We start from the raw sequence: 25,740 nt of genomic DNA, 5'->3' as shown, positions 1-25,740 counted from the left end.
GCCGAAGCCTGCGCCTGTGCGTCGAGCTGGTGAGACATGTCAGCCCTCCCGGCTCTCGAAGTCGATGCGGGGGTCGATCACAACGTACATGAGGTCGGAAAGAATGTTCACCAGAAGACCCATCAGGCCGAAGAAGTAGAGCGTTCCGAAGATGACGGGGTAGTCGCGGGCCACCGCCGCCTCGAACCCGAGCCGCCCGAGACCGTCGAGCGAGAAGATGGTTTCGATGATCAGCGACGAGCCGAAGAACACGCCGATGAAGACCGCAGGCAGGCCCGCGATCACGATCAGCATGGCGTTGCGGAAGACGTGTCCGTACAGCACCTTGCGCTCCGACACGCCCTTGGCGCGGGCGGTCATCACGTATTGCTTCTTGATCTCGTCGAGGAAGCTGTTCTTGGTCAGCAGCGTCAGCGTCGCGAAGCCGGAGATCGTCGAGGCCAGGACCGGCAGGGTGATGTGCCAGAAATAGTCGGCGATCTTGCCGAAGAAACTGAGGTTCTCGAACCCGTCGGAGGTCAGCCCCCTGAGCGGGAAGATCTGCCAGTAGGAACCGCCGGCGAAGAGCACCAGCAGCAGGATGGCGAAGAGGAAGCCGGGGATGGCATAGGCCACGATGATGAGCGCGGAGGTGTAGGTGTCGAAGGTGGTCCCGTCCTTGACGGCCTTGCGGATGCCCAGCGGGATCGACACGACATAGGCGATGAGCGTCGACCAAAGGCCCAGCGATATGGACACCGGCATCTTCTCGAGCACCAGGTCCCAGACGGAGATCGAGCGGAAGTAACTCTCGCCGAAGTCGAAGCGCATGTAGTTCCACATCATGTTCAGGAAGCGTTCGAGCGGCGGCTTGTCGAAGCCGAACTCGCGCTCGAGCTCTTCTATGAACTCCTTGGGCAGGCCGCGGGCGCCGACGTAGTCGCTGTCAGAGCCGAAGGTTTCCTCGCCGAGGTCCTGACTGCCGCCGGAGAACCCGGCCGTCACGTCGCCCTGGCCCTGCATCTTGGCAAGGACCTGTTCGACAGGGCCGCCGGGCACGAACTGCACCAGCACGAAGTTGAAGATCATGATCCCCAGGAGGGTGGGGATGATGAGCAGGATGCGTCGAAGGATATATGCGGCCATTGCGGATTACTTCAGAACCCCGCTGGACTGCAGAGCCTGGTGCTTTTCCTCGTTCATCCACCAGAAGTCCAGCACGCCCAGAGCGTAGGGCGGCAGTTCGTCGGGATGCTCGAACATGTCGTAATAGGCGACCCAGTATTCCGGCACGAAACCGGCGGCCACCTGGATACGCTCGTAACGGAGCGCGCGGTCCAGTGCCATGAGCGCGGCGATCTCGTCCTCGCGGGTCTTGGTGTCGAGCGCGGCTTCGATGATCGCATCAACCAGCGGGCTGCGCAGCGCCGCCGGGTTGTAGGAGGACACCACGGCGGTTTCCGACCCGAAGAGCTGGTTCAGCCCGGTCCCGGCCGCAGCGAACGTCAGGATCCGGGTGTGGATCATGTCGTAGTCCTTGTCGAGGAACCGCTGCTGGCCCTGCGCGCTGTCCACGGTGTCGGCGGTCGCGGCGATGCCCCAGTCGTTCAGGGTGCGCACGTAGGTTTCGATCCCGGACTTGCGGGTGTCGTCCCAGCTCGACAGCACGAGGAAGTTCAGCGTCATCTGCTGACCGGCCTCGTTGACCATCTTGCCGTCCGCGTTCACGGTCCAGCCTTCCTGTTCCAGCAGGCGCAGGCCAGTGCGCTTGTTGCGCCGGTCGATCGGGTCGCGCGCGTCGGAGGAATGCGGCATCACCGCCTCCTCGGTCATCATGTCCGGCGGGACGAGTTCGCCCAGGCTTTCCAGCAGCGCCTTCTCCTTGCCCTCGGGCAGGCCCTTGGCTTCCCATTCCTGTCCCTCGACGAAGGATTTGCGCTGGGTCGTCAGGCTGTACTGGAGCGACTCGCGCTCCCACTCGAAGTTGTAGGCGAGCGAGAGGGCGTGCCGGATGTTGCGGTTGTCCAGCGGTTCGCGCGTGGTGTTGAAGATGATGCCGGAGTTGTTGGGCGCGGACTGGTCGGGGATCTCCTTCTTGACGACGTCGCCGCGCTGGATCGCGGGGAATTCGTAGCCCGTGGCCCAGAGCTTGGTGGAGCCTTCGGTGCGGAAGTTGGTGATCCCGGCTTTGAAGGCCTCGAACTCGGCGGTGTCGTCGGCGAAGTACTCGAACCGGACGCGGTCGAAGTTGTGGCGCCCGATGTTGGCCGGGTGGTCCCAGCCCCAGTAGTTCGGGTTGCGCTCGTAGACCACGTAGCGGTTGAATTCGTAATCGGCGACCTGGTAGGGGCCCGACGCCATCGGGGACAGCACGGAGGGTTCGTCCAGCTTCTCGCCGGTTTCCTTGTACCATTCCTCGGAGAAGATCGGCGTGCCGCCGACCTGGCTGATGAGCGACCGGCGCGAGATGCCGTCGACGAAGGTGTATTTCAGCGTCAGGTCGTCGATGACCTCGACGCCGGAAATCCGCTCGCTCACGCTGCGGGCGTAGGAGCGGATGCCCTGTTCGATGAACAGGTTATGGGTGAAGGCCGCGTCCTGTGCACGGACCGGCGCGCCGTTGCGGAAGGTCACGTCGTCGCGCATGTGGAAGATGACCCAGGTCTGGTCCTCGGGGTATTCGACCTCTCGCGCGACGAGGCAGTACGAGTCGGTGATCGTGTCCGCCGGCAGGCCGCCACCCCAGGGCATCTCGCCGAACATGGATTCCGCCACGACGCCGGAGTTGGTTTCCGGGTTGCCGCGCCAGGCCCAGCGGTTGAAGCCGTCGAAGGTGCCGCGCGCGCCGATGACGATCTCGCCGCCCTTGGGCGCGTCCGGGTTGACGTAGGCAAAGTGCGGGTAGTCCGCCGGATACTTCAGGTCGCCGTAGAACGAATAGCCGTGCGCCCGGATGGTGTCGGCCATCGCATGGGACTCGGCCCAGCCGGTGCGCGGAAGGAGCGGGGTGGCCGCGGTGGCGCCGATGAGCCCGAGGGCACTGCGGCGATCGACGTGGAACGGCGGTCTTCTGGTCATCCGTGGTCTCCCTTGGCGGTCCGGCGGGGCGTTCGGATACCGACGCCTCCATGTCTCGGCAATTATAGTTAAATTTAAGCTAAGGGTTCCGCGTGACCACATTCAAGTCGAGATTGGGCAGGCGGCGGGCTGCTTTGACGCCCTTGTGATCGGGACGTGTGCGGTGCGTCAGGGCATGTGACGCAAAACGAAAAGGGCCGTCCCCGCGCTGGGTACGGCCCTTCTGAAATCGGTGTGCAAGACGGAGAGGCGGATCAGCCGCTCACGGATTGCAGGTAGGCGATGACGGCTGCGCGGTCTTCCGCCTTCGGCAGGCCGTTGAAGGACATGGTGGTGCCCGGCGCTGCGCCCTTGGGGTTCTCGAGGAACGTGTTCAGATGCTCCGGCGTCCATGCGTCGCCGACCTGCTGCAGGTTGCCGGAGTAGTTGAAGCCGCCGACAGAGCCGATTTCACGGCCAACGACACCGTCGAGGTGCGGGCCGGTCGCGTTGGAGCCGTCGACCTTGTGGCAGGCGCGGCACTTGCCGAAGACCTTCTCGCCGTCGCCCACGTCGGCGGATGCCAGAAGCTCCTCGAAGGGCACTTCGGGTTCTGCTTCGGCAGGCTCGCTGCTTCCTGCCTCGATCACGTAGGCCGACGCGTGCTCCTCACCATGACCGCCGCCGCCGACGTGGTAGAGGGTTTCCGCGCCCCACTTGCCCATCAGGTAGATCAGCAGAGCGCCACAGACGCCGCCCACGACCTTGGTAACTGTCATCGTATCCATGAGGTGCCCTGTTCGAATTGTGTATCCGTCGGGCGGCTGTCTACGGCTTCCAATTGGCTTAGGCAAGCGATAGAAGCCGCGACCAATCGCCCGCCCACCGGGCAAACGCAAGATTTTGACCGTGGAGGGAGCCTCATGCCGAAACGTATCGCATTCCAGGGAGAACTGGGGGCCTATTCGCACCAGGCCTGTGTGGAGGCCCGTCCGGGCGCAGATGTCCTGCCCTGCGACACCTTCGAGGACGTGATTGCCGCCGTGCGCAACGGCGACGCCGACCTCGCCATGCTGCCGGTCGAGAACACCACCTACGGGCGGGTCGCGGACATCCACCGCCTGCTGCCGGAGTCGGGGCTGAGAATCGTCGACGAGGCCTTTGTGCGGGTTCACATTTCGCTGATGGCCCTGCCGGGCGTTGCGATCGAGGACCTCGAGGTGGTGCGCGCGCATCTGGTGCTGCTGCCGCAGGCCGCGACCTTCCTCAAGCAATACGGCATCCGTGGCGAGGCATGGCCCGACAGCGCGGGCGCCGCGGCCGAGATCGCGCGCACCGGGTCGCGGACCGTGGGCGCGCTGGCCTCCGACCTCGCGGCAGAGATCAACGGGCTGCACATCCTGGCCCGGCACATCGAGGATCACGCCCACAACACGACGCGCTTCCTGCTGATGTCGCCGGAGCCGGACACCACGGTGCGCGGCGACCACGGCATGATCACCACCTTCGTCTTCCAGGTGCGCAACATCCCCGCCGCGCTGTACAAGGCGATGGGTGGATTTGCGACCAACGGCGTGAACATGACCAAGCTGGAAAGCTACATGGTGGGCGGGTCCTTCACCGCGACGCAGTTCTACGCCGACATCGAAGGTCATCCCGAAGACCCGCCGGTCGCCCGCGCGCTGGAGGAGCTGGCCTACTTCACCTCGATGCTGGAGATCCTCGGCGTCTACCCGCGCGATCCGCGCCGCGACTGAGCCTGCGCCCGGCGCTCTTGGTCAGGCAGCGGGCTTCATGCGACCTGCGATACCACGCGGTGGATCAGGTCGCGCAGCCAGACATGGTGGGCAGAGCGGTGATTGCGCTCCGTCCAGACGACCTCGATGGTGATCTCTGTGCGGACGGGGCAGTCCGCGACATGCACCGCGTCGCCCAGCACCTTCGCGAGCCTGCGGGGGACGGTCGCGACGAGATCGGAGGCGACCACCAGCTCCGCGATCCCCGCCGGGCTTGGCACCCGCAGCCCGACTTGCAGGCTGTGGCCCATGTCCTTGAGGTCGTGCAGGTAGCGCGAGGTCCAGCGCCCGCCGTAGGTCACCAGAACGTGGTTCAGCCCCAGGTAGGTCTTCAGGTCCAGGGGCGCACCGGCGGCGGGATGGCCCGCATCCATCAGGCAGATGTAGTCCTCGTGATATAGCCGCCTGCTGTAGAACGCCGGGGTTTCGCGCTGGAAAGGGCCGATCAGCATCTCTGCCTCGTTCCGCAGCAGCCGTTCGTGCCCGATGTCGGAGGCATCGACGATCTCGAGCTCGAGGCCCGGCGCCTCTGCCCGCACGGCGCGCACGATGTGCGGCACCCAGAGCACCCGTTCGTAGTAGTTGCAGGCGATGGTGATCTTGCGCTTCACCGTGCCGGGATCGAACTGCGACGGTACCGTCAGCCGCCGGAAGTCGCCGATCAGGCGGTTGGCCTCCTGCACGATCTCGTCGCAGCGCGGCGTCGGCAGGATCGTCCGTCCCTGCCGCACGAAGAGCGGATCCTGGAACACGCCCCGCAGTTTTTCGACCGTGTAGCTGATCGCCGACTGGTTCACGCCCAGCTCTTCCGCCGCCTTGGTGAACGAGCGCAGATCGTGCACCCGAGCCAACAGGGTCAGCGTCCGGAAGTCCACGCCCATCGGATCGGCCATGCCATTCTCCATCAAACTGACTGATGCCATGAATAGAATTGATCTTATTGCCAGATCAATCCACCTTTGAGACTGTGACCGCCAATGTCTGGCTTGGAGGAGGTGAGACATGACCACTGCCCCCGTGGAGGAGCGGGTGACGCTGGACGATCTGACCCGCGATCCCTATCCCATATACCGCCGCATGCGTGCGGAGACCCCGATCGTCGATGTGCCCGCCGCGCGGCGCATCTTCCTGACGAAGGCGAAGCACACCCGCATGGTGAAGGACAACGCGGAACTCTACAGTTCCGACGATCCGAAGACACCGATGGAGCGTGCCTTCCAGGCGCACACGCTGATGCGCAAGGACGGGGACGAGCACCGACGCGAACGCATGGCCATGCAGAAGGCGTTTTCGCCCAAGGTCATCAAGACCGACTGGGCGGAGCTTTATGCGAAGATCGCCTCCGACTACCTCGACCGCCTGCCGCGCGGCGAGACGGTGGACCTGTTCAAGGACCTCTGCGGGCCGGTGGCGGCGCGCATCCTCGCCCATATCCTCGGGCTGGACGAGGCGAGCGATGCCGACATGCAGCGCTGGTCGCAGACGCTGATCGACGGCGCGGGCAACTTCGGTTTCCGGGACGAGCCCTTTGCGAAGTCCGACACGGCCAATGCCGAGATGAACGCCTACTTCGATTCGATCCAGGCGCGTCACAAGGCGGAACCCAACAACTCCGCCATGTCGATCATGCTGAACGCAAAGGACCCGATCCCCGAAAGCCAGATCTACGCCAACATCAAGATCGCCATCGGCGGCGGCATCAACGAGCCGCGCGATGCGCTGGCGACGATCCTCTACGGGCTTTTGACCAACCCCGACCAGCTTGAAGAGGTGCGGCGCACCGAGGCATGGACCGACGCCTTCGAGGAAGGTGTGCGCTGGGTCGCTCCGATCCAGGCGTCCTCGCGCAAGGTGATGGAAGCGCACCAGATCGACGGCATCGACATTCCCGAGGGCGTCACGCTGATGACGATTCAGGCCTCGGCCAACCACGATGAGGATGTCTTCGAGGACGGCCACCTCTACAACGTGTTCCGCGCCAAGGCGCAGCATCAGGCGTTCGGCAACGGGCCGCACCATTGCTCGGGCGCGCAGGTCGCCCGCAAGACCGTCGGAGAGATCATGCTCCCGATGATCTTCGAGCGCTTCCCCAACATGAAGCTGAACAAGGCCGAGGACGTGGTCTGGAGCGGATTCGGATTCCGCGGGCCGCTGAACCTTCCGGTGACATTGAACTGAGGACTGATATGGTCAGTATCACTTTCGTCCACGCGGACGGCACGAAGAAGCAGGTCGAGGCCGCGCCCGGCACATCCGTCATGCAGGCGGCGCGCGACAACGGCATAGACGAGATCATCGCCGAATGCGGCGGGTCGATGTCCTGTGCCACCTGCCACTGCTACGTGGACGAGGCGTGGACGGACCGCACCGGCGACCGCGGCGAGATCGAGGAAGACATGCTGGACTTCGCCGAAGCCGAGGTCCGCCCGACATCGCGTCTGTCGTGCCAGATCGTGGCGTCGGAGGCGCTTGACGGACTCATCATCCATCTGCCGGAAGAGCAGGGATAACGTAGGGACCGGGGAACAGGACACTCAGGGAGGATCCAATGAAGACGTTGAAGACACTGTTTGCAGGCACGGCGTGCGCGCTGGCCATGACACAGGGCGCCACGGCGCAGGAGGTGCAGCTGAACCTGCACCAGATGCTGCCACCGCAGGCCGCCGTGCCGCAGGAAATCCTGCTGCCGTGGATCGAGAAGGTGGAGGCCGATTCCGATGGCCGCATCAAGATCGACCACTACCCGTCCATGCAGCTCGGCGGCGTGCCGCCGGAACTGTACGACCAGGCCGTCGACGGTCTGGCGGACATCATCTGGACGGTGGTCGGCTATACGCCGGGCCGTTTCCCGTCGACCGAGGTTTTCGAGCTGCCCTTCATGGTCGAGGACCCGCGCGCCGCGTCCTGCGCGTACTGGAAGATGTACGAGAAGGACATGGCAGAGACGGAGTTCGGCGACGTGAAGATGCTGGGCACCTGGGTGCACGGCCCCGGCATGTTCCACACCAAGAACCCGGTGCAGACGCCCGAGGACCTCGTGGGCATGAAGATCCGCGGCGGTTCGCGGCTGGTGAACCAGCTGCTGGAGGCCGCAGGCGCAGAGCCGGTGGGCATGCCCGTACCGGCGGTGTCCGAGGGGCTGTCCAAGGGCGTGATCGACGGCACGACCATCCCGTGGGAAGTGACCTCGGCCCTCAAGGTGCCGGAGCTGGTGTCCAACCATACCGAGTTCGAGGGCCCGGCGCTTTACACGCTGACCTTCGTCATGGCGATGAACAAGGACGTCTACGATTCCATGCCCGAGGACCTGCAAAAGGTCATCGACGACAACTCCGGCCTGAACTTCTCGGTCTTTGCGGGCGGTACGCAGACGGACGCCGACGCCCCGGCGCGGCAGGTCGCGGTGGACCTCGGCAACAACATCATCACCGTGTCGGAAGACGAGACCGGCCCGTGGCGTGACCTCGTGCAGCCGATCTACGACGGCTGGATCGCCGATCTGGATGGCAAGGGGCTGGATGGTCAGGCGCTGATCGACGAAGCGAAGTCGCTGATGGAAGGCGAGTGCAAGGGCGCGACCGGCGCGCTCTGACAGCTTGTTTCGGAACGGATCGGGGGCGGGGACGGTGTCCTCGCCCTTTTTCGTGGGCGCGTGCCTTCTGTTAGATCAGAAGTCCCGCTGCGCCCTCGTGGCGCAGGAGCCAGACCTTCGTTTCCACCCCGCCGCTGCCGGAGAAGCCGCCAAGCCCGTTTGTCGCCAGCACGCGGTGGCAGGGCACGATGACGGGCAGGGGATTGCCGCCGCAGCCGCGGCCCGCTGCCTGGGCGGACACGCCAAGCGCCTTGGCCATATCGCCGTAGGTGATCGTCTCGCCGAACGGGATCGCGGCCATGAGGGCACAGGCCTCTGCCTGAAAAGGACTGCGGTCGACGCGCCACGGCAGGTCGAACCGGGTGAGCCGTCCCGCGAAGTACGCATCGAGCTGTGCCGCGGCCTCCTGCAGCACGGGCGTGGCCTCTGTTGTGTCTTGCGGACCTTGGCGCCAGCCGCAGGCGACGAGGGCGCCCTCCGCCTCGACCAGCGTGAACGGGCCCGTGGGTGTCGTGACCGTCAGTTCTGCCATGTCCGTCCCCTCCGCGCCGACAGCGCATGCCGCCATTGTCGTCGTCCCGTGGCCGCGCCGCAAGGCATCTGCTTTCCCCCGGCACCGCTTGCCGCTATGACACCGGGAACAGGCGGGGGATCATCATGAGCACATCTGAACTGGCACGGATCGAAGCCTCTGCGCCCCGGCGCATGATCGGGGTGGGGGCGATGCTGCTGCTGGGCGGGCTTCTGCTCTACATCGCCTTCGCCCAGCCGCCGGAGTCGCTGCTGTGGCGGGTGTTCCTGCTGGTGCTCGGCGGCGTGGCGCTCTGGTTCTCGTCGCGGATGTGGGTGTCTACCGGCCATGCGCTGATCCTGACCGACGAGGCGCTGTCCGACAGCGACGGCACCGTCATCGCGCGGTTGGACCAGATCGCGCGGGTTGACCGGTCGATGTTCGCCGCGAAGCCGTCGAACGGGTTCCTGCTGATCCTGAAGGACCCGGCGCCGCGTGCGTGGCGCCCCGGTCTCTGGTGGCGCGTGGGGCGTCGCGTTGCGGTGGGCGGCGTGACCGCCGGCTCCGCAACGAAGCCGGTCGCCGACATGATCTCGATAAAGCTGGCGTCGAAGGGGTAGCCAGGAACGGCAAAAGGCCACGCCAGAGGCGCGGCCCTTCTGTAGTCTCCTGCGCGGACGTTACGCGCCCACAAGCCAGTCCCAGAAACTCCACCCGCCGCCGGAACCGGAGCCCGAAGACCCGTCGGACGATCCGGTGTCGGTCGAGCTGCCGCCGTCGGTGCCCGAATTGCTGTCGCCGCCGCCGGCGCTGGTCGACCCCTCCCACACGACCTGCGAGGTGTAGCGCGGGCTGGTGAAGCTGTAGGTCGCGATCTCGAACGGATCGAGGCCCACCTTGAACACCGGCGCGTAATCCTCCCAGGTTTCCACGAGGATCAGCTGTTCGTTGTCCATCGCGGGCGGCAGGCGGTCGATATAGTCGTAGAGGTCGGCCTTCTGCAGCCGGGTGCGGGCACCGTAGGCGTCCGACCAGACCAGATCCCAGTCGTTGAGCTCCGCGTCGAATTGCACAACCGAGGTGCGGAAATCCGTGTTCTCGGTGTCCGAGCGGGTCAGCGCGCTCAGCAGGTTGTGGGCGTTCTGGATGTAGGTCTCGTCCAGCGGATCGGTCTCGCGGGAGATCATGTCGCCGATGACGTAGTTGGCCTTCTGGTTGATGCTCTGCTGGTGGAAGGCATCGAAGTAGACCCAGCCGACGCCGAAGAGCCACAGCAGCGCGGGCAGCACGATGATCGACTCGACGTTGGCATAGCCGGTGTCGTCGCTGGTGAAGCGTCTCAGCGGGGCGGGGAGTATGGAACGGAACATGTGCATCTCTCCTCAGCTGGGTTCGTTCACGAAGGCGTTCATGGCGACGAGGCCCACGTAACCGGCATCGTCTTTCGGCAGGGCCGCGTTGAAGGAGCTGATCAGGGTCAGCGGCTTGAACTTGTAGCAGGCGCGCAGGAACATCATCTCTCCGCCCTTGCCGTTCTGGAAATTGCGCTGCGGCGTGACGGGCAGCGAGTTGTCGTAGCAGTCGACGCCTTCCGGCGGATCGGTCCAGTCGCGGACATCCAGCACCACCATCTCGAGGTGCAGCGTCTCCATGCAGCTGGGCAGGATCTGGGCCCGGTTGCAGATCGCCTCTTTCATCTGTGCGTGCGTGTTGGGGCCGGTGCCCAGCTTCACGTCCCGCACGGTCTGGTCGAGCGCCCGCTCAAGCACGGTGCTGCGGACCGTGATGGTGCCGAGCTCGATCGACGAAATGATGAGGAGCAGGAAGATCGGCATCCACAGGGCGATGGGCACGACCATCGAGCCATCGTCGTCGGCGCGAAACCGGCGCAGGAAAGAGAACTGGGGGCGAAACATGGGCTTGGCCTCGATTAAGGTACAGGTACGGGTTGCCCAGGGGCAGTCCCGCGATTGGGGTCATTCAGGGAGAGGCCGGTGGTGAAGCACCGGCCGTGGGGTCATTCGGTCAGGCGCAGTTCCACAACCACGTCAGAGATCGAGCGGAAGGTGTCCACCAGCTGGCTGCTGTCCACGTTGTAGTAATGCGATGCGGACGACGCGCAGTTGCGCATGGCGGCCAGCCCGGCCTGCGGCGCCTCGACGCCGATGGTGAAGATGGTCACGTCCTGCTGTTTTGCCTTGGCGCAGATCGTCGAGAGGTTGGTGTTGGCCTGCGACGCGTTCACGATGGTTTCCCATGAGTAATACGCGTTGTAGTAGTCGTTGTAGCTGACCCGGCCATCGACATAGGCCTGCCAGTACCACGAGTTCGCGTACCAGGTCGTCTTCACGTTGCCGAAAAGCTCCTGCCAGGTCAGACGGACAGGCGGGTAGCTGGTGCAGTCGTCCTCTGCGCCGACGATGCCGTCACCGTCGAGGTCGAGCGTTCCGTAATCCACCCCGAGGACGTTCTCGATCAGCGTTTCCTGTCCCGCGTTGTGGCCCGCGCCCTTGTAGCTGGAGCACTTGGCCTTCGTCGTTTCGGAGTCGCCGCCGACCACCGCCACGCCGTTCACCATCTGCGCGGCCGTTCCGGTCACCCAGCTGTAGGGGCCGTTCTTGTAGCGGTAGGAGCTGGCGTGCGGCCAGAAGAAGACATCGTTCGAGTCGCCGTAGTTGTCCTTGACCCGGATCGAGTAACGGTCGTCGCCCTTGCCGGGCGTGCCGTGATCGTCCACCCAGACGTTCGACAGGGCGGTCGGGTTCAGCATCCATGACTTCAGGTTGTATTCCTGCGTGTTCTCGCCGTCGGTCATGACGACGACGAACTTCATCGTCTGCGTGCCGTAGTCCGAGGGGCGATAACGGGCGGAGGACGGGACGAGCCCGTCGGCCTGCATGTCGCCGATGACAGGGCGGGCCGCGGGGTCGAGCAGGGCGAGACCCCACTTCATCCCGAGGTCGATGGCGGTGTTGCCCTGCGCCTCGAAGCTGTCGATCACGTCCGAGAGGTAGTCGGGATCGGAACTGTGCGGCACGATCGCGAGGTCATTGCCCGCGGCGCACCAGGGGTCTGTCAGGTCAGGTGCATTGCCGTCGAAGGGGTCGAAGTGGGCAAGCTGCTCCAGACCGGAATCGGGGTCGATGGACAGGGAGCTGTAGTCCGACGCGTCGAATATCGCGCAGGAGGAATAGTTGTGCCAGCGGTCGAGGTTGAACCGTTCTGACAGGTCGTCGCCCAGGTTCACCGTCGCGTTGTAGGGGATCAGCGAGACGGTCACGCGGCTGTTGTCGCCGCCTTCGCCCAGCACGGCGTGCACGAAGGTCTTTGCGGCTTCCTTCAGATCCTTGATCTTCTGGCCCTGCATGGACCCGGACACGTCCAGCACCAGCGAGATTTCCAGCGGTGCGGTGGCGTTCTCGGCGGTGGCGGCGCCATGCACGTCAAGCTGGTCGATGCCGATCAGGCCGAGGAAATGGGAGTTGATGGTGCCGTTGCCTTCGGCCCGGACACGCTTTGCACCGAGGGAGTCGCCGGTCTGGACGTCGCCCAGCGTGTCCTCCAGCTTCATGGCGCGGAAGTAATCTTCGACCACGGTCTGCGGATCGCGGGTGTTGCTGAGGTTCGCTGCGGCGAGAACGGCGCGGTCGAGCGTGTTTTGCACCTGGCTGCGCTTCAGTTCGGCGTGCATCATGTCGATGCCGATGCCGCCGAAGACCATCATGACGAGTGAGCCGGCCAGAGCGACATAGGACATGCTCCCGGACGTGTCCGCCCGGAAGCGGCCCAGCCAGCCTTCCGTCGCAGAGGGCGACATGGCGGGATTGGACGTGTTCCTGTATCTCTTCGTCTGCATCACGGGCACCTTGGAAAACGGCCTTGCAGCCGGTGGGAATAGAACAATGTCTGTCCTTTCGGACGCCGTTTTTATGCCGTTCCAAGATGGCTAAATTTGGGCCAATTAAAATGCGATTATCTATACTTTTAAGGGGTTTCGGGGACAAAGCGCCCCTGCCGATGCCGTTGTTTCGCACTGGGCTACGGTGGCGACGCAAGGTAGCGTCAAGGTTGTCCTTTATTCGCGTCATAAGTGTGCAAATCTGAATCATCCCGACACAGTCTGGCACGCCACGGGCATTGTGATCCCACCCTGTCTCCCCAATAAGGGGTGAAACGACCATTCCGGGAGAGGCGGCATGACAGCAGAACCGACATTCCGTGAGTCAGTGGATCTCATGTACAACCGCGCCGTGGCGCTGATGGACCTGCCGCCGGGGCTGGAGGAAAAGATCCGCGTCTGCAACGCCACCTATACCGTGCGCTTCGGCGTGCGGCTGCGCGGCAAGATCGAGACCTTCACCGGCTACCGCTCTGTCCATTCGGAGCACATGGAGCCGGTCAAGGGCGGGATAAGGTACGCCTCCACGGTCAATCAGGACGAGGTGGAGGCGCTTGCCGCGCTGATGACCTACAAATGTGCGCTGGTGGAGGCGCCGTTCGGCGGCTCGAAGGGCGGGCTGCGGATCGACCCGCGCCGCTACGACGCCGAAGAGCTGGAGAAGATCACCCGCCGTTTCGCCTATGAGCTGATCAAGCGCGACCTGATCAATCCTTCCCAGAACGTGCCTGCGCCGGACATGGGCACGTCAGAGCGCGAGATGGCGTGGATCGCGGATCAATATGCGCGGATGCACACGACCGACATCGACTCCCAGGCCTGCGTGACCGGCAAGCCGCTGTCCGCGGGCGGGATCGAGGGCCGGGTGGAAGCGACCGGGCGCGGTGTCCAGTACGCGCTGCGCGAGTTCTTCCGTCATCCCAAGGACCTGGCCACAGCCGGTCTGTCGGGCCGCCTGGCGGGCAAGCGGGTCATCGTGCAGGGCCTCGGCAACGTCGGCTACCACGCGGCGAAGTTCCTGAGAGAGGAAGACCACGCCCTGATCATCGGCATCGTTGAGCACGACGGCGCGCTTTACGACCCCGAAGGCCTGAACGTCGACGCGGTGCACGAATGGATTTGCCGCCACGGCGGTGTCAGCGGCTACCACGAGGCGAACGCCATCGCCGACGGCGAGAAGGTGATGGAAGAGGAGTGCGACATCCTCATCCCCGCCGCTGTCGAGGGTGTGATCAACACCGACAACGCCGAGCGCATCCGTGCACGGCTGATCATCGAAGCGGCCAACGGGCCGGTGACCGCCGGTGCCGACGACATCCTGCGCCGGCGCGGCGTGGTCATCATCCCGGACCTCTATGCCAACGCGGGCGGGGTCACCGTGTCGTACTTCGAATGGGTCAAGAACCTCTCGCACATCCGCTTCGGCCGCATGCAGAGGCGGCAGGAGGAGGCGCGCCACGCCCTGATCCTCGACGAGCTGGACCGTCTGGATTCGGCGATGGGTTCCACATGGTCCCTGTCGCCGCTGTTTCGCGAGAAATACCTGAGGGGTGCCGACGAGCTGGAACTGGTGCGCTCCGGACTCGATGACACCATGCGGGTGGCCTACCAGTCCATGCAGGAGGTCTGGCACACGCGCGACGACGTCCACGACCTGCGCACGGCGGCCTACATCACCGCAATCGACCGTGTGGCGCGGAGTTACGCGGCCAAGGGCATCTGACAGGGTCTTGAGACATTGCGGGACCGGCGCAGGTCCCGCATCACACATACTGAACCCCGGGCTGGCAGGCCCGGGTCCGGCATGGCTTTGGGCCGTAGGCGCGGGCTGACGGCAAGCGAACGCGCAGACCCCCGTCCTGCGCGCTTTCGTCCGGTTCTTGATTAGAGGCCGGCCGCCGGGCCACCCTCACGGCCCCGCGCTTGCCTGCGATTTCGGGGACCTGCCAGTACTGCTTTCCCACTTTCAAAGGTCGCGGTGCAGGCCCGCCGGATCTCGCTGTTTGTCCCGTGGGCATGGACGACGATCGCGCGCCTTCTTCTAAAATGCGTGGCGAAGTCCGCTTCGGTGCCCCATTCCTGACCGGAGCCTTGACCGAATCTTACCCGAGAACGGGGTCATCACCCGCCAGGGCGCAGACCCCGGCAGACGGACAGGAGACCCCGGGCATGAAAAGGCTCACCCACTTCATCGCCGACCTCGCTGGGGACGAGGAAGGCACCATGACCATCTTCTCGACCTTCATGATGGTCCTTATCCTTGCGATCACCGGGGCTTCGGTCGACATCATGTACCAGGAGGCGACACGTGCACGGCTTCAGGCGGCGCTCGACCGTGCGGTGCTCGCCGCCGCGGATCTCGACCAGCAGCAGGACCCGGTTGCGGTGGTGAACGACTACGTGACCAAGGCGGGCCTCGCGGAACACCTGACCGACGTCATCGCCACCCCCGGTCTGAACGACCGGACGGTCGCGGCGGATGCGGGACTGATCCTCGACACCTATTTCCTGCGCATGTCGGGGTGGCAGACGCTGCCGGTGATCGCGGCCTCGACCGCGGAAGAGCGGATCGCCAACGTCGAGATATCGCTGGTGATGGACATCTCCGGGTCGATGCGCTGGAACAACCGCATCACCAATGCGCGCACCGCCGCCAAGGATTTCGTGTCGAAGGTCCTGACCGAGGACAGCGCCGGTGTCACCACCCTGAACCTGATCCCCTTCGCCGGGCAGGTGAACCCGGGCGATGTGATGTTCGACTACTTCCGGGGCGTGCGGCCGAAGATCCAGCAGGGCAACAACGGCTGGGGCAACGGCGATCAGGACGCTCCGGGCGGCTCGCTGTGCACCAACAATGCGGAGAACGCCGACGAGGGGGCCATCGACCCGTCTTGTACCGAGGGCACCGACACAACGGCTACGGACACCGGCGGCTTCTTCTCGCCCTGGCCCCAGCCGATCGCCAACATCGTCGTCTACTTCGACACCAACGGCGACGACATCTACGACCGGGCGCACAAGATCATCAACTTCCCGGACGGCTCGACCCGCGACATCGACGATATCTACCAGGGTGTCGTGGCGTACCTGATCGACCGCGATCCGCTGCTGATCCACCCGGACCAGTTCCTCGGCATCTCGCTCAAGGGCGGGCAGGAGAAGAACCGTTACTTCCAGGTGAAGGGCGACGGCAACGGCCCGTTCAGCGACATCGGCCCGACCAAGAACAACGGCAAGGTCCCGGGCGAGGAGATCGACTATGCCGTCATCGATTTCGCAGCGTGGGCGGCGTCTTACGTGGCGCCCGTGGCGCCGGTCGAGGCAGCCAACGTCAACATGCCCTCGTCCTGCGTGGAGATCTACGACACGGAGTTCACCAACACCGATCTTCCGCAGTCCGACAACTACGTGCCGCACTTCATGTTCTGGCCCTACGTCCGCGAGGTGATGGACTGGGGCTGGTGCCCGGGAGAAGACACGGCAATCCAGTATTACTCCGACGACGCCGCCACGCTGTCCGCTTTCATCGACAATATGCGCATGCACGACGGAACGGGCATCCAGTACGGGCTGAAGTATGCGCTGGCGCTGCTCGACCCCGCGACGGGCAGCGCGGTGACGGAACTCGTGGCCGCAGGGCTGGTCGACAGCCGCTTCCTCGGGCGCCCCATCGCCTGGGAGGACGAGGAGACGGAGAAGTTCATCGTCGTGATGAGCGACGGCGCGGTGACGGACCAGTATCGTCCGCTCGATCCCTTCGCCCCGGTCAACGGCGAGACGGAGCTCGAGACGCAGGGCATCGGGACCTTTACGACTGTCTCGACGCGGGGCAACAACCTCGACAACCTGCACACCCAGTGCCAGCTCGCCCGCGACCTTGGTGTCACCGTCTTCGCCGTTGCTTTCGAGACGACAGATGCGGATGCGGACGAACTGCGGCTCTGCGCCTCGTCGGAGAGCCATTTCTTCCATGTCCAGGGAACGGAGATCATCGACGCCTTCGATACCATCGCGCGTCAGATCAACAATCTGAGGTTGATCCAGTGACTGGTATAGTCGCATCCTATACTAAAGGAATATGGAGTATGTCATCAACCGCCTCAATCTGGTTAACAAACCCTAAAATCGTCGCAAATAGGCCCGATTGCCCGGTCAAGTATTCTCGAAGCCGTGAACACCCTACGCGGTTGGAGAAGACGAATGACACTGCCAAACTGCCTGAATACGCTGCTTCAACGCCTGATCCGCGACGAATCCGGGAATATGACGATCTTCTCGGTCTTCATATTGCTCCTGATCTTTACGGTCACCGGTGCATCGGTGGACATCATGAGGTTTGAGGCCACACGCACCGTCATGCAATCCACGCTGGACCGGGCGGTCCTTGCGGCTGCCGACCTCGACCAGATGCAGGACTCCGAAACGGTTGTCCGGGACTACCTCGAGAAAGCCGGGATCGCCGCGACGCTGGACAGTGTCACGCCCGAGGAGGGCGTCAACTACAGGACCGTCACGGCGTCAGGCAGCACGGACATCAACACATTCTTCCTGCGGATGAGCGGCATCGACACGCTGACCGCGGCGGCCCTCGCCACTGCGGAGGAAAAGATCTCCAACGTGGAAATCTCGCTCGTGCTCGACGTTTCCGGGTCGATGCGCTGGAACAGCCGCATGGACAAGCTGAAGCCGGCGGCCGAGGCTTTCGTCGACAAGGTGATGACCGACGATTCGAACGGCGTGACCACGCTGAACGTCGTGCCCTTTGCGGGGCAGGTGAACCCGGGCGACATCCTGTTCGACTACTTCCGCGGCGAGCGGCCGAAGATCAAGCACGACAACAACGGCTGGGGCAACGGCGACCAGGACGCGCCGGGCGGCTCCTTGTGCAACAACAACGCCGAGAACGCCGACGAAGGTGCAGCTGACCCGTCCTGCACGGATGGCACTACCGATACGACGACGAGCGATTCCACGACCACCGACCCCGTGGTGTCCGCCCCGGTCGAGGACTACTTCCCGCCGTGGTCGCACACGATCACCAACGTGGTGCTCTACTTCGATACCGATGGCGACGACATTTATAACATTGCCCACCGCATCACGTACTTCCCGGACAGCGCGCCGAAGGACATGGATGACTTCTACAAGGGCGCGGTCGCGGCACTGTACTACTATGACGGCAGCCTGACCGATCCGTCCCAGTTCCTCGGGATGTCCATCAAGGGGCCGGGGTCCAAGACGAATTATTTCCAGGTCAAGGGCGACCTCAACGGTCCTGAATCGGACATTGGTCCGACCTTGAACAACACCAAGGATCACAAGCTCCCCGGGTACTCCATGCCCTATTTCTGGGTCGACTGGGCAAGCTTCGAGCCGGAATATGTCTCGCCGAACCCGGAACCGGCCCCCGCGCCCGAACCGGACCCGACGACGGACCCCGGCACCGAGACCCCGCCGGCCGAGGAAACCAACGTCAACATGCCGTCCTCCTGCGTCGAGATCTACAGCGACGAATTCCTGACCACGGCGATGCCGACGTCGACCGACTACGTGCCGCACTTCAACTACTGGGCCTTCGACGAACCGACCATGGACTGGGGCTGGTGCCCGAGCGAGGAGATGGCGATCCAGTACTATTCCGCGGACCGCACCGGCCTGAAGAACTTCATCAACGGCATGCGCCTGCATGATGGTACGGGCCTGCAGTACGGGATGAAGTACGGCCTCGCGCTTCTCGATCCGGCCAACCAGCCGGCCCTGTCCGAGCTGATCGCTGCAGGCAAGGTGGACGCCCGCTTCGAAGGCCGCCCGATCGCCTGGGAGGACCCGGAGACCGAGAAGTACATCATCCTGATGACGGACGGCCAGACCACGGACCAGTGGCGCCCTACCGACGCGAAGAACCCGAGGAACGGCGACACCGTTCTGGTCGATCAGGGGGCAGGGAAGTCCTACAACCTCTCGGACGCGCCGACCAACGTCGCCAATCTGCATGCGCAGTGCGACCTGGCCAATGCGAAGGGCGTGACGATCTTTGCCATCGCCTTCGAGACAGACACCGCCGCGGCCAACGAACTCGCCTATTGCGCCTCGTCTGCCAGCCACTTCTTCCACGTCACGGGCGACCAGATCTTCGATACGTTCGACACCATCGCCCGGCAAATTAACAACCTGAGGTTGATCCAATGAATTCGGTTGCCCGGACATCCCGCCTTGGCCGGTTTGCTGGCCGCTTCTGCCGCGAAGAGAACGGCAACTCCACCCTGGAATTCGCCTTCTACTTCTCGATCTTCTTCCTTGTCCTCGCGGCCGGGGTGGAGATCGCCTACATGAACCTGCGTCACGCGATGCTGGAGCGCAGCGTGGACCGGGTGGTCCGCGAGATCCGCCTGTCGACCGGGGAAATCCCGACCTACGAACAGGTGCGCCTGAGCATCTGCGACCAGGCGGTGATCATCGACGACTGCCAGAACAACCTCATGCTAGAGATGGTGGAGGTCGATCCGCGCAACGTCACCATGATGGAGCCGAACCCGGATTGCCGGAATGCGCAGGAAGATCCGCGTCCGGTGCGCAACTTCGTGCACGGCAAGGACAACGACCTGATGCTGATGCGGGCCTGCCTCAAGTACAAGCCCATGATGCCGACCACCGGCTTCGGCAAGGAACTCAATCTGGATACCGAAGGCTACGCGCAGATGATCGTCAACTCCGCCTTCGTGCAGGAACCGAGGTAACCGCCATGACAACGCCGATGCTGCAAAAGCTGCGCCGCTTCGCCGGCAACGAGAATGGCAACGTCACCATCGAGACGCTGATCTGGCTGCCACTGCTGCTGATGGTGCTGGCCAGCATGTTCTCGCTGCACGATGCCTTCCGTCAGAAAAGCCTGAACACCAAGGCGGCCTACACGATCTCGGACGCCATCTCGCGCGAGACATCGGCCATCGACGGCGCCTACCTCGACGGCATGCTCGACCTGCTGGAGTTCCTGACGCTGTCCGAAGGGCCGTATTCACTGCGTGTGACGCAGGTGCGCTACGACGCCAACCAGGGCGCCTACATCCGCGACTGGTCGCAGACCCGCGGTGTCTTCAGCGAAATGCGCACCGAGGATCTGGTCAACCTGACCGACCGCCTGCCGACGCTGCTGCACAACGAGCGCGTCATCATGGTCGAAACGGAAACGCAATACGTGCCGCCGTTCGAACTGCCGGTCCTGAACGAGGCAGACCTGTTCTACACCTACGGGTTCACCCGGCCGCGTTTCGCCCCCCAGATCGTCTGGTCGGACGGCTGATCCCGGGCGGGGCGACGCACAGCCCCGCCCCACCATCCGTGCCGGGACCGGCTGGCCTGCCACGCCTTGCCTGCGAAGGTCGCCAAGGCGCCTTTATCCGGTGGAAAACTCTCGGATTTCTCGCGCGACGCATTGATACTCCCGCCGGGCGCTGCTTGACTGCCGCGACGGTATCCACCGCGGCGGGGAGACAGGCATGGGTTTTTCGGGCTGGCGCATTCTGAAGGAGGGGCTGACCGGCAATCGCGGATGGCGGCCCCACTGGCGCACTCCCGACCCGAAACCCGAATACGATATCGTCATCATCGGCGGGGGCGGCCATGGCCTGGCCACGGCGTTTTACCTCGCCAAGGAGCACGGGCTGACAAACGTGGCGGTGCTCGAGAAGGGCTATCTCGGCGGTGGCAACGTCGGGCGCAACACCACCATCGTGCGGGCGAACTACGGGCTGCCGGGCAATTCCGAGTTCTACTCCCATTCCCTGAAGCTCTGGGAGGGGATGGAGCAGGAGCTGAACTTCAACACGATGATGAGCCAGCGCGGCGTGCTGAACCTGTGCCATTCCGATGGTCAGCGCGACGCCTTCGCCCGGCGCGGCAACGCCATGCGCAACCAGGGCGACGACGCCGAGCTTCTGTCGCGAGAACAGGTGCGCGAGAAGGTCCCGTTCCTCGATTTCGACAACGCGCGCTTCCCGATCTACGGCGGGCTCTGGCACGGGCGGGGCGGTACCGCGCGCCACGATGCGGTCGCCTGGGGCTACGCCCGGGGCGCCGACATGCGGGGGGTCGACCTGATCCAGAACTGCGAGGTCACGGGCATCGACATCGAGAATGGCCGGGTCCGGGGCGTGCAGACCTCGCGCGGGGCGATACGGGCGAAAAAGGTCGGCATCGTGGTCGCGGGCCGGTCCTCGCAGGTGGCGGCGATGGCAGGGATGCGCCTGCCGATCGAGAGCCACGTCTTGCAGGCCTTCGTGACAGAGGGGCTGAAGCCCTGCCTCGATCACGTGGTGACCTTCGGCATGGGGCATTTCTACATATCGCAATCCGACAAGGGCGGGCTCGTGTTCGGCGGCGACCTCGATTTCTACGCCTCCTACGCGGCGCGAGGCAATCTGCCGATGGTCGAGCATGTGATGGAGGCGGGGATGGCGCTGATGCCGATGATCGGCAAGGCGCGGGTCCTGCGGTCCTGGGGCGGGATCATGGACATGTCGCCCGACGGCTCGCCGATCATCGACCGGACCGGGGTGGAGGGACTCTTCCTCAATTGCGGCTGGTGTTACGGCGGGTTCAAGGCCGTGCCGGGCTCGGGCTTTTCCTTCGCGCACCTGATCGCGACGGGACGGCACCACGCTCCGGCGGCGGGTTTCCGGCTGGATCGCTTCGCCACGGGCCGCGGCCTGATGGACGAAGAAGGCACCGGCGCGCAGCACAACCTGCATTGACCGGGATGGAGAGCGTGACCTTGGGTATCGGCAAGACATGGCATGGTTCGGGACGCGCAGCACCGCACGCACGCCCGATGCAACGGCGTCCCGGACGCCACCTGATCGGGGATATGACCGGATGCGCCTGACCTGTCCGTTGTGCGGCGAACGCGACCGCCGGGAATTCACGTACCAGGGCGCGGCCTCGATGCTGGAGCGTCCCTCCGGGGGTGATCCCCAAGTGTGGTCGGACTGGCTTCACCTGCGCGACAACCCGGCGGGTCTGACCCGCGACCTTTGGTATCACGAGGCAGGATGCACGGCGTGGCTGGTCATCGAACGTGATACCTTAACGCACGAAATCCATGCCGTCTCGCTGGTGGAGCCTCAGGATGCGAATTGAGGGCAAGGGCCGCGTGAACCGGGACAGGCCGCTCGGGTTTACCTTCGACGGGCAGGCTTACAGCGGGTTCGAGGGCGATACGCTGGCTTCCGCGCTGATGGCGGAGGACGTGCACCTGCTGGGCCGGAGCTTCAAGTACCACCGCCCGCGCGGACTGTTCACCGACACCTCGGCGGAACCCAATGCGCTGGTGACGGTGGGGCGGGGCGCCGGTGCGGACCCGAACACGCGCGCCACGGTGCAGGAGCTGTTCGAAGGTCTTGATGCGGTCAGCCAGAACCGCTGGCCGTCGCTGTCGCTGGACCTTCTGGCGGTCAACGACCTGTTCGCGCCGTTCCTCGGTGCGGGGTTCTACTACAAGACCTTCATGTGGCCGAAAGCGTTCTGGGAGAAGCTCTACGAGCCGGCGATCCGCCGCGCGGCGGGACTGGGTGCGCTGTCGGGGGCGCCCGATCCGGACCGGGCAGAGAAGGCTTTTGCATTCTGCGACGTGCTTGTGATCGGGGGTGGCCCGGCTGGCCTGATGGCCGCCCGCGCCGCAGCCTCCGCCGGGGCGGATGTGATCCTCGCGGACGAGGGTCCCTCCTTCGGGGGGCGGCTTCTGGCGGAGGTCGAGGAGATCGAGGGCCAGCCCGCGCATCTTTGGGCAGAGGCGGAGGTCCGGGCGCTGCAGGACCTGCCGAACGTCCGGCTGATGACGCGCACGACGGTCACGGGCGCCTATGACGGTGGCACCTACGGCGCGGTCGAGCGGGTGTCCTCTCACCTCTCCGATCCGGGCGCGCTGCCGCGCGAGTGTTTCTGGCGGATCGCGGCGAAACGCGCCGTGCTGGCGGGCGGCGCGCTGGAGCGGCCCATCGCGTTCCGTGACAATGACCTGCCCGGCGTGATGCTGGCGTCTGCGCTGCGGGGCTACTTGAACCGCTACGGCACCGTGCCCGGCGGACGCGTGGCGGTTTTCGGCAACAACGACGACGCGCATCGCACGGCACGCGATCTGGCCGTCGCGGGGCTGCACGTCGTGGCGCTGATCGACAGCCGCCACGATGCACAGAACCGCGCGGGCGATGTGCCGTTCTACCCGGGATGGCAGGTCTGCGGCACCCATGGCCGCAAGCACCTGACCGGCATCACCCTGCGTGCCCCGGATTGTCGGCGGGACAATCTGCAGGTGGATGCCCTGGGCGTGTCCGGCGGCTGGAACCCGGCGATCCATCTGACCTGCCACACCGGCGCGCGGCCCGTCTGGCGCGACGACATCGTGGCATTCGTGCCGCCTGCGACCCACGTTCCGGGCCTTGCGGTCGCGGGTGCCGCGAACGGCGCCTTCTCCACGCAGGCCTGCCTTGCCGAAGGCGCGGAGGCCGGGCGCGCCGTCGCCGCCGAGCTGGGCCTCTCGGCAAAGGTGGAGGTCCCCCGGGCCGAGGATGCGCAGTACTCCATCCGCCGCCTGTGGACCGTACCGGGCAAGGGGCGCGCCTGGCTCGATCTTCAGAACGACGTGACGGTCAAGGATGTCAGGCGCGCGGCCGCGGAAAACTATGCCTCGGTCGAGCACATGAAGCGCTACACGACGCAGGGCATGGCGACAGATCAGGGGAAGTCGTCGAACGTGTCGGCGCTGGCGATCCTTGCCGACGCCACCGGCCGCGACATCCCGGAGACCGCCACGACCACCTTCAGGCCGCCGTATTCCCCCATCGCCATCGCCACGCTTGGCGCCGGCGGAGCGGGCAAGGGACTGGCGCCGCAGCGCTTCACGACATCCCATGACGCGAGCCTCGCCTTGAAGGCACCGATGATCGAGGCCGGGCTCTGGTATCGTCCGTCCTATTTCCCGAAGGAGGGCGAGACCTCGTGGCGTCAGAGTTGCGACCGAGAAGTGCGGATGGTCCGGACCAATGTCGGGGTCTGCGATGTCTCCACTCTGGGCAAGATCGAGCTTCAGGGGGCGGACGTGCCGCGGTTCCTCGATCTCGTCTACACCAACACCTTCTCCTCTCTGGCGCCGGGCCGCACGCGCTATGGCCTGATGCTGCGCGAGGACGGGCACGTGATGGACGACGGCACCACGGCGCGGCTCTCCGACGACCGCTGGCTGATGACCACGACCACCGCAGCCGCGGGGCAGGTCATGCGCCACCTCGACTGGGTGAAACAGGCGTACTGCCAGGGCTGGGACGTGCGCTTCATCTCCGTCACGGAGCATTGGGCGCAGTTCGCCATCGCCGGACCGAAGTCACGGGACCTGCTGAACGGCCTTCTCGATGCACCGATCGACAACGAGAGCGTGCCGTTCATGGCAAACCGCCCGGTGACCATAGGCGGGCAGGCGGCGCGGCTGTTCCGGATCTCCTTTTCGGGCGAGCATGCCTATGAACTGGCGATCCCGGCCCGCTATGGCGCGGCGCTTTTCGACGAGTTGCTGGCCCGGGCCGAGGCGCTGGACGGCGGGGCCTACGGGATGGAGGCGCTGAACGTCCTGCGGATCGAGAAGGGGCACATCACCCATGCAGAGATCCACGGGCGGACTACCGCCTTCGACATCGGGATGCAGCGGATGATCGCGTACGGGAAAGACTGCATCGGCAAGGTGCTGGCGGCGCGGCCCGGCCTGATGGAGGACCGTGAGGAGATGGTGGGCCTGCGCCCGGCGGGCGAGGTAAAACTAATCCCGGCGGGCGCGCACCTGTTCGACAGGGAGGCCGATCCGGTCAGGGCCAACGATCAGGGCTATGTCACCTCGACGTGTTTCTCGCCGACCCTGGGCGAGACACGGGCGCTTGGGTTCCTGAGGAACGGCCGCGCCCGGCACGGCGAAACGGTCAAGCTGGTCGATCACCTCCGGGGCGTGACCGCGTTATGCGAAGTGACCGAACCCGTGGCCTTCGACCCGGAAGGAGGGCGCTTGCGTGGTTGACCTGAATGCCAGATCCCCCGCCGAAGGGCTGGGCCCGCTGAACAAGGGGCGGTTCACCTTGTCGGAGGCGCCGATGACCCGTGTCACCGCGCTGATGCCGAAACCGGGCGCGCGCGCGGCGCTGTCGGGGGCGCTGAAGGAAGCGCACGGCAGCAGCCTGCCCGCGCCGAACCGAAGGTCGGGACCGTGTCTCTGGGCCGGGCGCGACACCTTCTTCCTGATCGGTGCCGATCCCGCTCCGGATCTGGAGGCTCATGCGACGGTGACGGAGCAGTCCGATGCCTGGGTCATCCTTGACCTGACGGGGGAGGGGGCGGAGGACGTTCTGGCCCGGCTGGTGCCCGTCGACCTGCGCCCGAACGCCTTCCCGGAGGATGCCACGGCGCGGACCCTCTGCGGCCACATGAACGTCCTGATCCAACGCGTGGAAGGCGGCTACAGGGTCATGGCCTTCCGGTCGATGGCCCGGACCCTTTGGCACGAAATTGCCGATGCCATGGCAGGCGTTGCCGCCCGGGGGGAGGCGGGCTAGAACCACTCCAAACTGCCTGCGGAGACGCCCGACATGCGCAAAGCGCTTTATGCCCTTCTTTTCGCCATCGCTGCCACACCCGTCGTGGCGCAGGGCGATCTCGAAAAATGTGCGCAGACCGAAGCCTGGTTCAAGCTGGCCGTGGACAGCCGTGTCAATGGCCGGTCCAAGGCCGACGTGCGCACGGCCCTGCGCGCCGAGATGGAGCGCAAGGCCGCCGACCAGCTTGCCGACTTCGTGTTCACGCTGCCCGCCAACATGCTGACCCCTGCGGTCGGTCAGGCGGCGCGCGAACAGTGCGAGCTTCTGGACAAGTAAGA

The 25,740-nt window shown here is 65.0% G+C and carries 23 protein-coding genes; 15 read left to right on the top strand and 8 right to left on the bottom strand.

Features of this window, described 5'->3' with window-relative positions:
- Positions 1–39 precede the first annotated feature (39 nt).
- The 3 genes from CDO87_RS04055 to CDO87_RS04045 form a co-directional block, all read right to left on the bottom strand.
- Complete coding sequence (locus CDO87_RS04055) at positions 40–1,125, bottom strand: microcin C ABC transporter permease YejB (RefSeq protein ID WP_100927580.1); 1,086 nt, start codon at positions 1,123–1,125, stop codon at positions 40–42.
- Positions 1,126–1,131: 6 nt separating this feature from the next.
- Entirely contained in the window at positions 1,132–3,057 is a 1,926-nt protein-coding gene (locus CDO87_RS04050) for an extracellular solute-binding protein (protein ID WP_254698332.1), read from the bottom strand.
- 254 nt (positions 3,058–3,311) lie between these two features.
- Positions 3,312–3,824, bottom strand: coding sequence for a cytochrome c family protein (locus tag CDO87_RS04045; protein WP_100927579.1), 513 nt, complete (start codon positions 3,822–3,824; stop codon positions 3,312–3,314).
- A gap of 135 nt (positions 3,825–3,959) precedes the next feature.
- On the opposite strand from CDO87_RS04045, the gene CDO87_RS04040 reads away from it, so the two are divergent.
- Positions 3,960–4,793, top strand: coding sequence for a prephenate dehydratase (locus CDO87_RS04040; protein WP_100927578.1), 834 nt, complete (start codon positions 3,960–3,962; stop codon positions 4,791–4,793).
- 35 nt (positions 4,794–4,828) lie between these two features.
- Here the strand turns inward: CDO87_RS04040 and CDO87_RS04035 are convergent, their stop codons facing one another.
- Positions 4,829–5,725, bottom strand: a complete 897-nt coding sequence (locus tag CDO87_RS04035) for a LysR family transcriptional regulator (protein WP_254698330.1) — start codon at positions 5,723–5,725, stop codon at positions 4,829–4,831.
- Positions 5,726–5,834: 109 nt separating this feature from the next.
- On the opposite strand from CDO87_RS04035, the gene CDO87_RS04030 reads away from it, so the two are divergent.
- The 3 genes from CDO87_RS04030 to CDO87_RS04020 are packed head-to-tail and all read left to right on the top strand — an operon-like array spanning position 5,835 to position 8,424.
- Complete coding sequence (locus CDO87_RS04030; RefSeq protein WP_100927576.1) at positions 5,835–7,010, top strand: cytochrome P450; 1,176 nt, start codon at positions 5,835–5,837, stop codon at positions 7,008–7,010.
- 8 nt (positions 7,011–7,018) lie between these two features.
- Positions 7,019–7,342 carry a 2Fe-2S iron-sulfur cluster-binding protein gene (locus CDO87_RS04025; RefSeq protein ID WP_100927575.1) on the top strand — a complete coding sequence of 108 codons (324 nt, stop codon included), beginning with the start codon at positions 7,019–7,021 and terminating at the stop codon, positions 7,340–7,342.
- A gap of 38 nt (positions 7,343–7,380) precedes the next feature.
- Positions 7,381–8,424 (top strand): TRAP transporter substrate-binding protein, encoded by a 1,044-nt coding sequence (locus CDO87_RS04020; RefSeq protein ID WP_100927574.1) that lies wholly within the window; start codon positions 7,381–7,383, stop codon positions 8,422–8,424.
- A 70-nt stretch (positions 8,425–8,494) separates the two neighbouring features.
- Here CDO87_RS04020 and CDO87_RS04015 read toward each other — a convergent pair whose 3' ends face one another.
- Entirely contained in the window at positions 8,495–8,956 is a 462-nt protein-coding gene (locus tag CDO87_RS04015) for a methylated-DNA--[protein]-cysteine S-methyltransferase (RefSeq protein ID WP_100930828.1), read from the bottom strand.
- Positions 8,957–9,081: 125 nt separating this feature from the next.
- Between CDO87_RS04015 and CDO87_RS04010 the strand changes: the two genes are divergently transcribed.
- Positions 9,082–9,555, top strand: a complete 474-nt coding sequence (locus CDO87_RS04010) for a hypothetical protein (RefSeq protein ID WP_100927573.1) — start codon at positions 9,082–9,084, stop codon at positions 9,553–9,555.
- 60 nt (positions 9,556–9,615) lie between these two features.
- Here the strand turns inward: CDO87_RS04010 and CDO87_RS04005 are convergent, their stop codons facing one another.
- The 3 genes from CDO87_RS04005 to CDO87_RS03995 form a co-directional block, all read right to left on the bottom strand.
- Positions 9,616–10,305: a TadE/TadG family type IV pilus assembly protein gene (locus CDO87_RS04005; protein ID WP_254698328.1), complete on the bottom strand. Its 690-nt coding sequence runs from the start codon at positions 10,303–10,305 to the stop codon at positions 9,616–9,618.
- Between the two features lie 12 nt (positions 10,306–10,317).
- Positions 10,318–10,851, bottom strand: a complete 534-nt coding sequence (locus tag CDO87_RS04000; protein WP_100927571.1) for a TadE/TadG family type IV pilus assembly protein — start codon at positions 10,849–10,851, stop codon at positions 10,318–10,320.
- 101 nt (positions 10,852–10,952) lie between these two features.
- A complete protein-coding gene (locus CDO87_RS03995) occupies positions 10,953–12,791 on the bottom strand; it encodes a pilus assembly protein TadG-related protein (RefSeq protein ID WP_100927570.1) in 1,839 nt (612 codons plus the stop codon).
- A gap of 340 nt (positions 12,792–13,131) precedes the next feature.
- Here CDO87_RS03995 and CDO87_RS03990 point away from each other — a divergent pair, with 340 nt between their 5' ends.
- From CDO87_RS03990 to CDO87_RS03945, 10 genes are all read left to right on the top strand, one after another.
- Positions 13,132–14,556, top strand: coding sequence for a Glu/Leu/Phe/Val dehydrogenase (locus CDO87_RS03990; protein WP_100927569.1), 1,425 nt, complete (start codon positions 13,132–13,134; stop codon positions 14,554–14,556).
- Positions 14,557–15,002: 446 nt separating this feature from the next.
- Positions 15,003–16,880: a Tad domain-containing protein gene (locus CDO87_RS03985; protein ID WP_157814916.1), complete on the top strand. Its 1,878-nt coding sequence runs from the start codon at positions 15,003–15,005 to the stop codon at positions 16,878–16,880.
- 153 nt (positions 16,881–17,033) lie between these two features.
- A complete protein-coding gene (locus CDO87_RS03980; protein ID WP_100927567.1) occupies positions 17,034–19,022 on the top strand; it encodes a TadE/TadG family type IV pilus assembly protein in 1,989 nt (662 codons plus the stop codon).
- Complete coding sequence (locus CDO87_RS03975; RefSeq protein WP_100927566.1) at positions 19,019–19,570, top strand: TadE/TadG family type IV pilus assembly protein; 552 nt, start codon at positions 19,019–19,021, stop codon at positions 19,568–19,570. The genes CDO87_RS03980 and CDO87_RS03975 overlap by 4 nt, the downstream gene beginning before the upstream one ends.
- 5 nt (positions 19,571–19,575) lie before the next feature.
- Positions 19,576–20,133 carry a TadE/TadG family type IV pilus assembly protein gene (locus CDO87_RS03970; protein ID WP_254698326.1) on the top strand — a complete coding sequence of 186 codons (558 nt, stop codon included), beginning with the start codon at positions 19,576–19,578 and terminating at the stop codon, positions 20,131–20,133.
- 196 nt (positions 20,134–20,329) lie between these two features.
- A complete protein-coding gene (locus CDO87_RS03965; protein ID WP_100927565.1) occupies positions 20,330–21,583 on the top strand; it encodes a sarcosine oxidase subunit beta family protein in 1,254 nt (417 codons plus the stop codon).
- 121 nt (positions 21,584–21,704) lie between these two features.
- Positions 21,705–21,968: a sarcosine oxidase subunit delta gene (locus tag CDO87_RS03960; protein WP_100927564.1), complete on the top strand. Its 264-nt coding sequence runs from the start codon at positions 21,705–21,707 to the stop codon at positions 21,966–21,968.
- Entirely contained in the window at positions 21,958–24,888 is a 2,931-nt protein-coding gene (locus CDO87_RS03955; RefSeq protein WP_100927563.1) for a sarcosine oxidase subunit alpha family protein, read from the top strand. Before CDO87_RS03960 ends, CDO87_RS03955 begins: the two co-directional genes overlap by 11 nt.
- Positions 24,881–25,420, top strand: a complete 540-nt coding sequence (locus CDO87_RS03950; RefSeq protein ID WP_100927562.1) for a sarcosine oxidase subunit gamma — start codon at positions 24,881–24,883, stop codon at positions 25,418–25,420. The genes CDO87_RS03955 and CDO87_RS03950 overlap by 8 nt, the downstream gene beginning before the upstream one ends.
- 33 nt (positions 25,421–25,453) lie before the next feature.
- Positions 25,454–25,738 (top strand): hypothetical protein, encoded by a 285-nt coding sequence (locus CDO87_RS03945; protein ID WP_100927561.1) that lies wholly within the window; start codon positions 25,454–25,456, stop codon positions 25,736–25,738.
- Positions 25,739–25,740: the final 2 nt, after the last annotated feature.

It is taken from the genome of Sagittula sp. P11 (assembly GCF_002814095.1).
Lineage (GTDB): Bacteria > Pseudomonadota > Alphaproteobacteria > Rhodobacterales > Rhodobacteraceae > Sagittula.
The sequence above is the reverse complement of the archived record's forward strand: the minus strand, read 5'-3'. Positions and strand labels throughout refer to the sequence as shown.

Excerpts from the sequence above, each read along its gene's own strand:
- CDO87_RS03995 (WP_100927570.1), bottom strand. The coding sequence starts at position 12,791 with ATGCAGACGAAGAGATACAGGAACACGTCCAATCCCGCCATGTCGCCC.
- CDO87_RS04040 (WP_100927578.1), top strand. The coding sequence starts at position 3,960 with ATGCCGAAACGTATCGCATTCCAGGGAGAACTGGGGGCCTATTCGCAC.
- CDO87_RS04000 (WP_100927571.1), bottom strand. The coding sequence starts at position 10,851 with ATGTTTCGCCCCCAGTTCTCTTTCCTGCGCCGGTTTCGCGCCGACGAC.
- CDO87_RS03975 (WP_100927566.1), top strand. The coding sequence starts at position 19,019 with ATGAATTCGGTTGCCCGGACATCCCGCCTTGGCCGGTTTGCTGGCCGC.
- CDO87_RS04045 (WP_100927579.1), bottom strand. The coding sequence starts at position 3,824 with ATGGATACGATGACAGTTACCAAGGTCGTGGGCGGCGTCTGTGGCGCT.
- CDO87_RS03965 (WP_100927565.1), top strand. The coding sequence starts at position 20,330 with ATGGGTTTTTCGGGCTGGCGCATTCTGAAGGAGGGGCTGACCGGCAAT.
- CDO87_RS04010 (WP_100927573.1), top strand. The coding sequence starts at position 9,082 with ATGAGCACATCTGAACTGGCACGGATCGAAGCCTCTGCGCCCCGGCGC.
- CDO87_RS04005 (WP_254698328.1), bottom strand. The coding sequence starts at position 10,305 with ATGTTCCGTTCCATACTCCCCGCCCCGCTGAGACGCTTCACCAGCGAC.
- CDO87_RS03980 (WP_100927567.1), top strand. The coding sequence starts at position 17,034 with ATGACACTGCCAAACTGCCTGAATACGCTGCTTCAACGCCTGATCCGC.
- CDO87_RS03985 (WP_157814916.1), top strand. The coding sequence starts at position 15,003 with ATGAAAAGGCTCACCCACTTCATCGCCGACCTCGCTGGGGACGAGGAA.
- CDO87_RS04050 (WP_254698332.1), bottom strand. The coding sequence starts at position 3,057 with ATGACCAGAAGACCGCCGTTCCACGTCGATCGCCGCAGTGCCCTCGGG.
- CDO87_RS03970 (WP_254698326.1), top strand. The coding sequence starts at position 19,576 with ATGACAACGCCGATGCTGCAAAAGCTGCGCCGCTTCGCCGGCAACGAG.
- CDO87_RS04030 (WP_100927576.1), top strand. The coding sequence starts at position 5,835 with ATGACCACTGCCCCCGTGGAGGAGCGGGTGACGCTGGACGATCTGACC.
- CDO87_RS04025 (WP_100927575.1), top strand. The coding sequence starts at position 7,019 with ATGGTCAGTATCACTTTCGTCCACGCGGACGGCACGAAGAAGCAGGTC.
- CDO87_RS04055 (WP_100927580.1), bottom strand. The coding sequence starts at position 1,125 with ATGGCCGCATATATCCTTCGACGCATCCTGCTCATCATCCCCACCCTC.
- CDO87_RS04035 (WP_254698330.1), bottom strand. The coding sequence starts at position 5,725 with ATGGCCGATCCGATGGGCGTGGACTTCCGGACGCTGACCCTGTTGGCT.
- CDO87_RS03955 (WP_100927563.1), top strand. The coding sequence starts at position 21,958 with ATGCGAATTGAGGGCAAGGGCCGCGTGAACCGGGACAGGCCGCTCGGG.
- CDO87_RS03945 (WP_100927561.1), top strand. The coding sequence starts at position 25,454 with ATGCGCAAAGCGCTTTATGCCCTTCTTTTCGCCATCGCTGCCACACCC.
- CDO87_RS03990 (WP_100927569.1), top strand. The coding sequence starts at position 13,132 with ATGACAGCAGAACCGACATTCCGTGAGTCAGTGGATCTCATGTACAAC.
- CDO87_RS03960 (WP_100927564.1), top strand. The coding sequence starts at position 21,705 with ATGCGCCTGACCTGTCCGTTGTGCGGCGAACGCGACCGCCGGGAATTC.
- CDO87_RS04020 (WP_100927574.1), top strand. The coding sequence starts at position 7,381 with ATGAAGACGTTGAAGACACTGTTTGCAGGCACGGCGTGCGCGCTGGCC.
- CDO87_RS04015 (WP_100930828.1), bottom strand. The coding sequence starts at position 8,956 with ATGGCAGAACTGACGGTCACGACACCCACGGGCCCGTTCACGCTGGTC.